We start from the raw sequence: 12305 nt of genomic DNA on the forward strand, positions 1-12305 counted from the left end.
GGGCGGGAGTCCGGGGCGGTCGCCGTACGACGGGTGCGCCGCCCTGGAACCCTGTGCCAGTCCCGGTCGCCGTGTCAGCCGATGGCCGGGTCGGCCAGCTGCCGCGTCAGCAGGGCGTGGTCGTCAGGACCGCACGGCCGGTGGTCGGCGTCCTGCTCGGCCGGTGCGAGCAGCAGGGTGAACCAGACGGTCTTGCCGTTGATGGTGGGCCGGGTGCCCCAGGCGTCGGCGAGCGCCTCGACCAGGAGCAGGCCGCGGCCGTCCTCCTCCGTGCTCTCGGCGAGCCGGGCCCGGGGCCGCGGCGTGCTGCGGTCGGTGATCTCCACGCCGAGTTCGCGGACGCTGTGCCACAGCCGCAGATTGAAGGGCCCCCGTGCGTGGCGGAACGCGTTGGTCAGGAGTTCCGACGCCAGCAGGAGCGCCGTGTCGGCCTGTGCCATCAGCCCCCACTCCTGGAGCTTCGCCCGCAAAAACCGCCGTCCGGCCGGGATCGAGGCCGACTCGCAGGCCAGTGCCGTCTCCGCGGTGTCCAGCGGGGCCGTGGGGAACGTGACGAGCAGCAGGGTCACGTCGTCGGCGTACGTATCGGTGTCCGGAAGCAGCGTGTGCAGGACCCGGTCGGCGGCGCTCTCCAGGCCACCGGCGCTGGCGAAGGCGTCCTCCAGCATGCCGGTCACCAGCTTGAGCCTGAGGTCGATGTCGCTGCTCGACGTCTCCACGAGGCCGTCGGTGTAGAGGGCCAGGGTCGTACCGGCCCGCAGCGGCAGACGGATCTGCTGATGCGGCACGCCGCCCACCCCGAGGGGGATGCCGGTCGGCACCGGCAGCTCGCGGACCTTCGCGTCCGGTTCGATGAGGAGCACCGGCAGATGGCCGGCCGAGCACACGGTGATCTCCCCGCGTGCGGGGTCGGCCTCCAAGTAGACGCAGGTGACGAAGGGCTCGGGCAGATCGCGGGTGAACGCGTCCAAGGTCTGCATCACCTCGCACGGCGGGAGACCCGCAAGGGCCAGGGCGCGGGCCGCGGAGCGCAACTGGCCCATGACCACGGCCGCGTCCAGGCCGCGCCCCATCACGTCCCCGATGAAGACCCCGACACGCCCGGCACCCAGGTCGATCAGGTCGAACCAGTCGCCGCCGACCCCTTGCCCCTGGGTCGACGGCAGATAGCGGCTCGCCGCGAGCGCGCCGGGAATCTGCCGGGCGTTCCCCATCAGGTTGAGGGCCAGCGAGATCTGCCGCTGCTGCGCGTGCAACTCGGTGAGCTCCGCCTCGGCTCTCTTGCGTTCGGTGATGTCGCGCATGGTCGAGCAGGCGGCGGTGATGGCGCCGTCGGGCGTCCGGATCGGCCACAGGGTGACGTCGATGTCCAGGACGCGGCCGTCGCTGGTGGTCCGGCGGGTCTCGTAGTGATCGATACGGACGCCGCGGGAGATCCGCTCGAGCAGGCAGGCCTCTTCGTCCTTGAGGTCGGGCGGCACGATCATGCCTACGTGGCTGCCGATGGCCTCTTCGGGCGGATAACCGTAGAGCCGCTGTGCCGCCGCGTTCCAGAAGGTGATCTCCCCGTCGAGAGCCTTGATGAGGATCGCGTCCTGAGAGGACTCGACCAGCTCCCGGAACAACCCCGGCCGGCTTCCGGCTGCCTGCGGTCCGCCCACTGACATCATCGATGCCTCGCTTCACATGACGCGTCCGCACCAGGCGGCGAGGGCCACGCCCCCACTCCTGCGCACATCAGCACCGTCCAACACCTCTTAAGAGGATGGATATTGCAGCACAGCGGGTGCCGCCCTCAGGGTTCTGCCGGTATTTCACCGCATTGGATTCGCAGTTGCCCCGGCTGTGCGAATTTCGGCCCCTGGTCTGCCCGTTACCGCCGACCGCCGAACTCCCAGTCGTGGACTTCGACGGAGGCGTACCGCTCGGGGGCCAGGACGGCGCGTGCCGTGGCCGGGTCCGGGGCGCGGACCAGCGCCGCCGTGCCGAGCCAGGTGGAGTCGTCGTCGGAGAGCAGCGGTCCGTACGCGATCAGCTCGTCCAGGTCGGGCGGCGTGTCGAGATCGGCGTCCCGGCCCGAGCCGAGACCGATGACCAGGTACCGGTTGCCACCGGTCGCGCCACCGTGGAAGTCCCACATGGTGCGCCCCAGCATGTTGCGCCATCGGCGCACCAGCACGTCGCGGTAGGCACCCGCCTGGTAGTTGGGCTCGTCGAAGGCGAACGCGCGGGCGGCGGCGGGATCCGGCAGGTCGACGATGTGCACGCTGCCGGTGGGTGTCTCGCCGTCGGCGGCGAAGGTCGGGCCGCGCGCGATCAACTCGCGCGCGTACGTGTCCATGTAGGACCAGTGGTCCTCGATCAGCTTCTCGCGCAGCGTGGTGGAGCCGGGCCGGTCACGGTGGTAGCAGAAGAACTCCATGTCCCCCAGGATCTCCGGGCGCGGGCGGCGGCTCAACGGAGTTTGCCGGCAGCGGAACGCGCGTACCTGGAACTGACGTCCGAAGACGCATTCGGACGGCCGTGCGAGGCGTCATACCAGAGCGGGACCCAGGGTGCCGGACTTTGTCAACTGCCTCCCGCACATGAAGCGTTGATGACTACCGTGAGTGTCCGCCGGTCGACGCAGGGATCGTGGCAGGGAACGTGCCTGCGCCCTCCCGACCGGCACGGCGATGCCGCGAAGCCACGCGTCGCGCGACCGTCGGAGCCCGCACCCTGACCGAGGACGCTGATGTCTCACCTTCGTGCACCGGCCGCCCGCGCAGACCGCCGTGAGGGCGGTCGGCACGGCAGGCCCGGGAGCCGAACCGCACCGCTGCCCGAGGCCCGGATACGGCCCCAGCTCCTGCGCATCGCCGTACTGCCCGCCGTCGCGGTGGCACTCTGCGCCGCTGCCGCCGTGCTGTTCATCGTCCGCTCGGCCCCCGGCCCGCTCGACCCCGCGCTCCTGCTCGTCCTCGGCGTCGCCGGAGCCGTCAGCCTGTCCAGTGTCGTGATCGCCGCCGTCGCCGCCGACCGCACCGCCACCTCCGTACGCGAGCGCGTGGGCGCCCTGCGCCGCACCACCGCGCGCGGACAGGCCGAGCTGCGCGAAGTCGTCGAGAAGCTGCGGCGCGGCGACGGACCGCCCCCGCGCAGGGCGCCGGTCAGATCCGCCCAGGACGGCGACGAGTTCGGGCTGCTCGCCGATGAGCTGGCCCGCGCCCAGGACGTCGCCGTCGCCGCCGTCGTGCAGGCCTCGCAGCTCTCCAGCCACGCGGGCAGCGAACAGAAGGTCGAGGTCTTCGGCAATCTGGCCCGGCGGCTGCAGTCCCTCGTGCACCGCGAGATCTCGATCCTCGACGACCTGGAGAACGAGGTCGAGGACCCGGAGCTGCTCAAGGGCCTCTTCCACGTCGACCACCTGGCCACCCGCATCCGCAGGCACGCCGAGAACCTCGCCGTGCTCGGCGGCGCCATCTCGCGCCGCCAGTGGAGCAACCCGGTCTCCATGACGGAGGTGCTCCGCTCGGCCATCGCGGAGGTCGAGCAGTACTCCCGGGTCAAGCTGGTGCCGCCGATCGCGGGAACCCTGCGCGGCCACGCCGTCGCGGACGTCATCCACCTCCTCGCCGAACTCGTCGAGAACGCCACGGTGTTCTCCGCCCCGCACACCCAGGTCCTGCTGCGCGCCAACCTGGTGACGGCCGGACTCGCCGTCGAGGTCGAGGACCGCGGCCTTGGCATGCCCCTGACCGAGCAGAACAAGATGAACCACCTGCTCGCCGACCCGGACCAGGTCAACGTCGCGAGCCTCCTCCAGGACGGCCGGATCGGCCTCTACGTGGTCTCCGCGCTGGCCCGCAGGCACGGCATCGCGGTCCGCCTCCAGACCAACATCTACGGAGGCGTGCAAGCCGTACTGATCCTGCCCCAGGGCCTCCTCGGCAGCGAGCCGCAGCACGAGGCCGTCGCCGCCGCACGCCCCCAGCAGGCCCCGGAAGCAGCGCCGCCGTCCGCCCCCGGCGGCGTACGGGAAACGCCCCGGCAGCCCGCCGCGGCCCCGCACCCGGAACCGGTGGCCGTGCCGGGGCAGCCGCAGCGGGACACGCGGCCGAGCGCGCCGCACACTCCGGTGGCGAACGCCTGCGCGGTGAACGGCTCGGCCCCCGCCCCGCTGCCCGTGCGAGGCAGGGAGGGCAGGCCCACCCCGGCCGACGCCGTGCCGGGGATCCGGCCGGAGGACCGGCAGGCCGCGGCCGAGCACGCCGGGGCGCCGCCGACGCCCCTCAACGGCGCCGTGCGCGGCCGGGTGGGCAAGCCCCAGCTGCCCAAGCGGCGCGCCCAGGAACACATCGCGCCCCAACTGCGTGAAGCGCCCGCGCCCCGCGCGGAGAGCGAACACCCCGTCGGCCACGACCCCGGCCTGATGGCCGCCTTCCAGCGCGGCATCGGACTCGCCGCCGCACAGGAGATGCGCGACCCGGCGCCCGGCCCCGATCTCGGCATCCCCCACGACGGGGGCGACCAGGGTGGCTGAACCGCACCACCCCACCGGCACCACGTCTGCCCCGGCAGACCCTCGTACCTCAAGGAGTCGATCCACCATGGCGAGCGATGCGCCGACCGGTCAGGTATCCGACCTCGACTGGCTGATGAGCGGACTCGTGCAGCGCGTGCCGCACACCCACAGCGCGGTCCTGCTCTCCTCCGACGGGCTCGTGAAGTCGGTCCATGGCCTCGACCCGGACAGCGCCGACCACATGGCGGCCCTCGCCTCCGGGCTCTACTCACTGGGGCGCAGCGCCGGCATCCGGTTCGGCGACGGCGGCGACGTGCGCCAGGTCGTCGTGGAACTCGACTCCACCCTCCTGTTCGTCTCCACGGCGGGCTCCGGCACCTGTCTGGCGGTGCTCGCCGGGCGCGAAGCGGACGCGGCGGTGCTCGGCTACGAAATGACGATGCTGGTCAAGAGCGTGCGCCCCTACCTGATGACCGCACCCCGGCAGTCCGTCGGCGAACCCGCCCCGATGAGGCATTGAGCGTGGCGGCCCCGCACGACGGGCCATGGCTCGACGAATCGGCCGGGCGGCTCGTCCGCCCCTACACGGTCAGTGACGGGCGGACCAGGCCGACCGCCCAACTGGACCTCCTGACCCAGGTGATGGCCACCGGGAACCCGGTCATCGGCTACCTGGGGCCCGAGCACACACAGGCGCTCGGGCTCTGCGCGGCACCCACGTCGGTCGCGGAGGTCGCGGCGCAGCTGAAGCTGCCCGCGGTCGTGACCAAGGTGCTGCTCTCCGATCTCGTCGACTGCGGGGCGCTCACCCTGAGAGCCCCGGACTTCTACCACAACCCCACCGACCGGTCCCTGTTGGAGGCAGTGCTCGATGGACTACGACGACAGCTCTGACCCCTTCCCCACCGCGCTCAAGATCCTGATCGCGGGTGGTTTCGGGGTCGGTAAGACGACCTTCACCGGCGCGGTGAGCGAGATCGCGCCCCTCAGTACGGAGGAGCTCCTCACCACGGTCAGCGAGGGCACCGACGATCTGTCGGGCGTCGAGAACAAGACCACGACGACCGTGGCCATGGACTTCGGGCGCATCACCCTCGATCCGGAGCACGTGCTCTATCTCTTCGGGACGCCCGGCCAGGAACGCTTCTGGTTCATGTGGGACGAACTCTCCGAAGGCGCGCTGGGCGCGGTCGTCCTCGCCGACACCCGCCGCCTGGAGGACTGCTTCGCGGCGGTGGACTTCTTCGAGCAGCGCGGCATGGGATTCATCGTCGCCATCAACGAATTCGACGGCGCCCACCGCTACGAGCCCGAAGAGGTACGGTCCGCCATCGACCTGGATCCGCAGGTGCCCGTCGTGCGGTGCGACGCGCGGATCTCCAGCTCGGGCATCGCCACCCTGCTCACCCTCGTCAAGCACCTCCTCGCCCACGCCCCGGCCGCCCCGAGCTACGGAGCCCACACCTGATGTACGACGCGACCGCGAACCTGCTGCTCACTCCGGTGGACAAGGAGGCGCCGAACCGGGTGCGGCGGCTGCGCAGGCTCGGCATAGGACTCCACCCGGAGCTCGCCTTCGACGCCTTCGCCACCCGGCTCGCCGAGGTCACGGGCGCGCCGTACTCCATGGTCAACTTCATTGACGAGAACCAGCAGTTCTTCGCGGGCCTGCACACCCCGGACGGCACGGCGCACCGCTACATGGCGCGCGACCACGGCTACTGCCCGCACGTGATCGTGCGGCGCAAGGCCCTGGTCCTGGAGGACGTCCGCGACTATCCGCGGTTCGCGGGGAACCCGGTGGTCGACGAGATCGGCATCCGCTCCTACCTGGGCGCCCCGCTCATCGACCGTACGGGCATCGCGCTCGGCACGGTCTGTGTGGTGGACGTCGAGCCCCGGCCCTGGGGCAGGGCGGGTCTTGAGACGATCAAGGCGATGGCGGCTGAGCTCATCGAGCAGATCCACCGCCGGGAGGACGGCGGCATCTGAGTCACACCTCCAGGACCTCACCGTCGGGAAAGCGGACCCGCACGGTGTCGCCGTCCACCGTGCAGGAGATGGCCTGCCGCAGGGCCATGGGCCGGACGGCGTCCTGGGAGAGGGCGATGAGCGTGACGTGGACGCTCGCCCGGCCCTCGTGGTCGGCGCACGTCAGATAGGGCGTCGCCGAGTGCGGTCCGTACGCGTTGGCCGCCACCTCCCGGGCGATGCCCGTTCCCTCGTCCCAGCCGTGGAGCGCGACGACGGCGCTGGTGAGGCCCGATTCCGTACGGGTCAGGGCCCAGCCGGGTCCCTGCTCGGCGTGCGGCGGCTCATCGTCGGCCACCGCGTAGCCGCCCTCGCGGATGCCGACGCCTGCCGGGGCCTCGACCCGGTGGACGCGGATCTCCCACGGGCCGTGCAGGACGCTGGTCGTCTCCACGGGGAACTCGTCCTCGGTGCCGGGCAGCAGCGCGTCGTGGCGGGAGGCGGCCACGCGGCCCTCGCACCGCAGCGGGTGGATCCGGCGGCGGCGTGAGGGGGCGCCGTCCGGGGCGATGAGCGCGATGTGGTTGTCCACGGTGCGGTTCCAGGCGCTCGGGGAGGTTTCGGGGGCGGTCGCCGTGGAGTAGCCGAACTTGGCGTAGTGCGGGTCGTCGGCCGCCGGGCCGTCGAGCGGGTTGTGGTCGCTGCCGTGGTTGATCAGGCGGACGATGCCGTCGTGGCGCGTGCCGTGCAGGAGCCAGCCGGGCTCGGGCAGCGCCGTGTACTGGTCGGACTCCTCGACGGGGAGCGGGAGTTCGCGCTCGGTCCACACCGGATGCCCGGCGGGCAGCAGCAGGCCGAGGAAGCCCTTGCTCGCCCAGTACGGGGACGCCGGGCCCGAGTAGGCCTGGGTGGACGGCAGGAACGTCCCGTACCAGCCGAGCGGAAGCAGCCCGCGCTCGTCGGGGACGCCGCGCTCCACGAAGTGCCGCGCGGTGCCGGAGGCGAGGCGGCGGGTGAGGCCGGGGGCCAGCGGCGTGCAGTTCGCGAGGGCGCCCATCCAGACGGGGGCGGTCGCCGCGAAGCGGTACGTCAGGGAGCGGCCCTGGTGGACGGGGGCGCCGTCGGCGCCGAAGAAGTGCGGGTAGTGGGTGAGGAACTGGGCGAGACGCTCGCGGTACACCGTGCCGCGACCCCCGTCGTCCGGGCCCGCCATGCGCGCCCAGAGCAGCGGGTACAGATGCATCGCCCAGCCGATGTAGTAGTCGAAGTTCCGCCCGTCGCCGTCGCTGTACCAGCCGTTGCCGCGGTACCAGTCCTCGATGCGGTCCAGGCCGCCGTCGATGTCCGCCTTGCTGTGCGGAGCCCCGACGGAGGCCAGGAACTGCTCGGACACCACCTGGAAGAGACGCCAGTTGTTGTCCCACGTCCTGCCGCCGACGAAGCCCGAGAACCAGTCGACGACCCGCTCCTGGACCCGGGTGTCGAGCTTGTCCCAGATCCAGGGGCGGGTCTCGTGCAGGCCGATCGCGATCGACGCCGCCTCCACCATCTGCTGCGAGCAGTCACTGAGTTCGGGCCAGGCCTCGCCGCCCGCCCCGTCGCGGTCCGTGCCCGTTGTCAGACCCTGCGCGTAGCGTTCCAGGAGGTGGGGGTCGACCTCGCCGCCCGCTCCCGCGATCCGGAAAGAGGCGAGCAGAAATGACCGTGCGTACCCCTCGAGGCCGTCCGACACCACCCCTGACCAACTGCTGCGCCCCGGCAGCCGGTACTGCGCGAAGTGGGGCGTCGCGTACGGGACGAGAGCCTCCAGCTGCCGGTCGGCGAGCGCCTCCCAGTGGGCGCGGGTCCAGCCCGTGAGCGGGGACAGGACCCGGTCGGTGGGCGGCAGGGCCAGGTGCGGTGCGGGCATGGTGGGTCGGTGCTCCTTGTCGCTGGGGGCCCGGTGCCGGGCGGGTGTCACCGCAGGCGGGCGGTGTGCGTATGGCCTCGCGAGCCCCCGACGCGGACGGTGACCACCGGGCGGCGGCCCGGAGCGACGCTGACCGTGTCGTCGGCGCGGACCACTTTCCGTACGGCGAAGGGCAGTTCCAGCCTGACCGTCGTGCCTGTGCGGCCCGGGTCGGCCACGGCCAGCGACATGCCGTCGCCGTCGCGTCGCACGATCACCGTGCAGGGGCCCGACGCGGTGAGTCCCGCCGCGCTGCCCGGCTGCCAGAAGTGCGCGGCGACGAGTCCGTGGCGGCGGGCCTCGACAACCTGGGCGGTGGCGTCGTTGGCCACGACGCGGACCGGCCGCGAGTGGGACCAGAGGGCGGTCGCGGTGGCGCTCGCTCCGGGGAGCAGGACGTAGGCGTACGAGGACGCGGCGGGGGAGACGCCATGGTCGAGCCAGAGGGTCAGATAGCGGCGGGTGACGGGAGTGGTGCTGCCGCCGGTGTCCGCACCGGTGTTGATGTCCCGCCACGCGCCGGTCCGCTCCTCGCGCAGGGCGTGCAGACGCGCGCCGCCCCGGCCGTGGGACGGCTGATCGGGGAAGACATAGCCGCCGGTGCCTTCCAGGTGGGCCCAGCGGGCGCCGGGCAGGGGCGCCGACCAGCCGGTGCGCGATGGCTGCCGCCGGGCGTCGACGGTGAGGCGGGGTGCCCCGTCCTCGTACAGATTCCGGTTCTCGACGACCGTCTCGATGCTCCGGCCGTCGCTCGCGGTGATGTCCGCGCCCAGGGCGACGACCGCGTTGTCGAGGAAGAACCACGCCTTGCGCGCCCGCAGCGTGCTGCCGTCGGCGAGGAGTTCCATCGCCGCGGCGCCGTAGCGCTCGTCGAGCACCGCACCGCCGGCGACCGCGTTCTTCGGGACGAAGGTGCCCGTTCCGCCGCCCGAGCCGATGTCGGCGCGTTTACGGGTGTCCACGGTGGTGCCCGGCAGGCGGTAGGGATCGACCGTCGCCCAGAAGCCGTCCCCGAACTGCCCGAGGTCGTCCCCGTCGTAGAGATAGGTCATGCCGTCGCCGGTGTACCAGCCGTGCAGGTTCTCGCCGTTGCCCGCCTCGTAGGCGGCTATGCGCTTCGAGGAGAGCGAGAGGGTCAGCGCCCAGCCGGGGCGCCTGTGCACCACCCGGTCCATGTCCGCGAACGCGAAGTGCCCGGTGAGCCGGTCGGCGGCCGGTACGGCCGGATCGTCGAGGACGGCCTTGGCGCGGGCGAGCGCGGGGACGCCCACCAGACTCAGATAGGGATGCGCCGTGTTACGGCTGATCCACCCCTTGGCAAGGGCGCGCCAGCGTGCGGCGTACGCGGCCGGGGCTCCGTCCGCCAGCTGAAGGATGTTGGTGACGGCCGCCGCGCCGTCCTTGTGGTCCGGCGCCTTCTCCCGGGACGTGGCACGGCCGCGCACCGCGTCCATCATCAGACCGTCGAAGACCACCGGCGAGAACGTCCGGTCCACCGCCTCGTACAGGACGGACGTCTTGGGGTCGGTGACGGCCCAGTCGGAGTCCGCAAGCAGCGCGATCAGCTGCCCCGCGCCGCCGAGCAGGACACTGCCGTACGTCCCCGTGTAGGCGACGGAGCCGTGCTGCACGAACGACCCGTCCTCGTAGAACCCGTCGCCCGAGGTGACGTACGTGAACAGGCTGTTCTTCCCTTTGTCCCGGACGTCGGACAGGCCGTCGCGTGCGAGGGCGAGCGTGGCCGCGTCCTTCGCGAGGAGGCCGCGCAGCGCCACGGTGACGGCCTTGTCGGCGCGGTTGGCGCCCGTCTCGGCCAGGGTCGGGATGTTCGTCCTGCGGTCCGGGTCCGGGCAGAACTTCGCCACCGTGGAGACGTACGCCGTCAGGTCGGCCGCCGGGACCTTCTCCCGCAGCAGCACGCACGTGTCCATCAGCGCGCGGGGCGCGCCGATCTCCCAGAACCACCAGTTGCCGGACTCGGGACGGCTCGTGTTGTAGGCGTCGGCGTGCAGGAAACGCAGGGCGTCGAGCAGTGCGTCCGCCGTTTCGGCGCTGTCGCTGAGGGAAGTGCCCGGCGTGGCCCAGGCCGTCGCGATCGTGCGCAGGCGGGTGTAGCTCTGGCCGAAGTTGCCGGGGTCCTTCGCGGGGGAGAGGTCGGCCCACAGGGCGGTGCGCCCCGCGGACCGGTCCAAGTCCCGCCACCAGGTGGCCGCCTGGGTGTCCAGGGCCTTCAGCGCCGCCGCGAAGTCCGGGTCGGCGGCGTCGAACGCGCCTCCGGTGAGCTGGGCCGCCGCGCGGGCGAGCAGGGTGTCGTACGGGTCCGCGGCCTCGTCGGGCGCGGCCCACGCCGCGCCGCCCGCCGCCAGGGGCACGAAGGCGGATGCGGCACTCGCGGCGAGGATCGTGCGGCGTCGTGGCCCGGTGGAGCCGGAGTGGGGCGTGCGCATAGGGAACTCCCGTGAGACGTCAGGGGATCGGGGCGGGGGTGCGGGGGAGTGCGGGGCGGGGGCGGAGTGGACGGCGTGAGCGATTCCGCGACAGCATGTAAGCGGTTGCTATGCGAGGGCAAGAGGACCCGGGATCTTTCTACGTTCTTTCTGTCCCAGCAGGGCTCCAGGGGCCCCGCAGCGCCTTAACCGGTTACTGCACGGCCCTCAACCGGTTACAGCGCGCCGTGATCCGCCCGCCGCGCCGCCACGGACTCCCGCACCACGATGTGCGTGCCCAGCGTCAGCCCGCCCTCGGCCGGCTGCTGCCACGCGTCGGCCTCCGCGGCCCCGGTCCCGGCCGCGCCCGGAACCGCGAGCAGCACCGCCTGCCGGCCCATCTCCTCCAGCGGCACGTGCACGGTCGTCAGGCGCGGACGCAGGACCCGGGCCGTCGGCACGTCGTCATAGCCGACCAGGGAGACGTCGTCCGGGACCCTGCGGCCCGCCTCCTCCAAGGCCTGCAGCGCCCCGATCGCCACCATGTCGTTGGCGGCGAACACCGCGCTGAACGTCGGCCCCGACGCCAGGAGTTCGGTCAGCCTGCGATGCCCGAAGGCCGGGCTGAACGCGCCGGTGTGCACCAGTTCCGGTGCGTACGGGACGCCGCGCAGCTCCAGGGCCCTGCGGTGTCCGGCGATGCGGTCGCGGGTGGTGGAGAGGTCGGGCGGCCCGCCCAGGTAGAGGATGCGGTCGTGGCCCTGGGCCAGGAGATGGTCGGTGAGGGCGAAGGCGCCCCCTTCGTTGTCGTACTCCACCGAGAGGGTCGGCACGTCACGGCCCACCGACGGCCTCCCGCACAGCACCAGGCGGGAACCGCCCGCGTGCAGATCCCGCGCCCTGCGGGCGACTTCGCGGGCGTACGCGCGATCCGAGTGCGCGCCGCCGACCAGAACCACCGCGTCCGCGCGCTGTTCGTGCAGCAGGTCGACGAAGGCCAGCTCGCGCCGCGGATCGCCGTGGGTGCAGCAGACCATGCAGAGCCGTCCGGCCTCCGATGCGGCCCGTTCGACGCCTCGCGCGATGTGGGCGAAGAACGGGTCGACGACGTCCTGCACGATGATGCCCACCGTCCGACTCGAGGTCCCGGCCAGCGCCCGCGCGTGCGCGTTGACCACGTAGCCGAGCTCCCGGACGGCCTCCTCGACGCGCTCGCGGGTGGCCCGCGCCACCGGGTAGTTGCCGTTCAGGACGCGCGAGACGGTGGCCGATGAGACCTCGGCCCGTCGCGCCACGTCGATGACCGTCGCCCGTCGCGACACCACTTGGCGGTCCCCTTTCGCTGTCCGGACTCCTGCCTGTCGGTAGTAAGCGTGTACTGGTGAGCGGCTGTGCACCAGGGACAGGGCGGAGTTTTGTCCAAGGGCGCAGCCGCTCAAGGGTATTGACGCTGACA

At 72.3% G+C, this 12305-nt stretch carries 10 protein-coding genes; 5 read left to right on the top strand and 5 right to left on the bottom strand.

Annotated elements, in window-relative coordinates:
* Positions 1–74 precede the first annotated feature (74 nt).
* Together ACFUPX_RS02845 and ACFUPX_RS02850 are read right to left on the bottom strand one after the other, a co-directional pair.
* Positions 75–1670, bottom strand: coding sequence for a SpoIIE family protein phosphatase (locus ACFUPX_RS02845; RefSeq protein ID WP_383314727.1), 1596 nt, complete (start codon positions 1668–1670; stop codon positions 75–77).
* A gap of 203 nt (positions 1671–1873) precedes the next feature.
* Positions 1874–2422 carry a YciI family protein gene (locus tag ACFUPX_RS02850; RefSeq protein WP_383314730.1) on the bottom strand — a complete coding sequence of 183 codons (549 nt, stop codon included), beginning with the start codon at positions 2420–2422 and terminating at the stop codon, positions 1874–1876.
* A 312-nt stretch (positions 2423–2734) separates the two neighbouring features.
* On the opposite strand from ACFUPX_RS02850, the gene ACFUPX_RS02855 reads away from it, so the two are divergent.
* The 5 genes from ACFUPX_RS02855 to ACFUPX_RS02875 all read left to right on the top strand — a co-directional run bounded on the left by ACFUPX_RS02855 (position 2735) and on the right by ACFUPX_RS02875 (position 6496).
* A complete protein-coding gene (locus ACFUPX_RS02855) occupies positions 2735–4522 on the top strand; it encodes an ATP-binding protein (RefSeq protein WP_383314735.1) in 1788 nt (595 codons plus the stop codon).
* A gap of 67 nt (positions 4523–4589) precedes the next feature.
* Positions 4590–5024: a roadblock/LC7 domain-containing protein gene (locus ACFUPX_RS02860; protein WP_383314738.1), complete on the top strand. Its 435-nt coding sequence runs from the start codon at positions 4590–4592 to the stop codon at positions 5022–5024.
* A 2-nt stretch (positions 5025–5026) separates the two neighbouring features.
* Positions 5027–5398 (top strand): DUF742 domain-containing protein, encoded by a 372-nt coding sequence (locus ACFUPX_RS02865; protein WP_383314741.1) that lies wholly within the window; start codon positions 5027–5029, stop codon positions 5396–5398.
* Positions 5376–5972: an ATP/GTP-binding protein gene (locus ACFUPX_RS02870; RefSeq protein WP_249586446.1), complete on the top strand. Its 597-nt coding sequence runs from the start codon at positions 5376–5378 to the stop codon at positions 5970–5972. The genes ACFUPX_RS02865 and ACFUPX_RS02870 overlap by 23 nt, the downstream gene beginning before the upstream one ends.
* Positions 5969–6496 carry a GAF domain-containing protein gene (locus ACFUPX_RS02875; RefSeq protein WP_383314867.1) on the top strand — a complete coding sequence of 176 codons (528 nt, stop codon included), beginning with the start codon at positions 5969–5971 and terminating at the stop codon, positions 6494–6496. Before ACFUPX_RS02870 ends, ACFUPX_RS02875 begins: the two co-directional genes overlap by 4 nt.
* Position 6497: 1 nt before the next feature.
* Here ACFUPX_RS02875 and ACFUPX_RS02880 read toward each other — a convergent pair whose 3' ends face one another.
* The 3 genes from ACFUPX_RS02880 to ACFUPX_RS02890 form a co-directional block, all read right to left on the bottom strand.
* Positions 6498–8384, bottom strand: coding sequence for a DUF2264 domain-containing protein (locus tag ACFUPX_RS02880; protein WP_383314745.1), 1887 nt, complete (start codon positions 8382–8384; stop codon positions 6498–6500).
* Positions 8385–8431: 47 nt separating this feature from the next.
* Positions 8432–10870, bottom strand: a complete 2439-nt coding sequence (locus ACFUPX_RS02885; RefSeq protein ID WP_383314748.1) for a polysaccharide lyase 8 family protein — start codon at positions 10868–10870, stop codon at positions 8432–8434.
* A 215-nt stretch (positions 10871–11085) separates the two neighbouring features.
* On the bottom strand, positions 11086–12171 hold the full coding sequence (locus tag ACFUPX_RS02890) for a LacI family DNA-binding transcriptional regulator (RefSeq protein WP_383314870.1): 1086 nt from the start codon (positions 12169–12171) through the stop codon (positions 11086–11088).
* Positions 12172–12305 lie beyond the last annotated feature (134 nt).

This window comes from Streptomyces sp. NPDC057302 (assembly GCF_042667685.1).
In the GTDB taxonomy this organism is placed as follows: Bacteria; Actinomycetota; Actinomycetes; order Streptomycetales; family Streptomycetaceae; genus Streptomyces.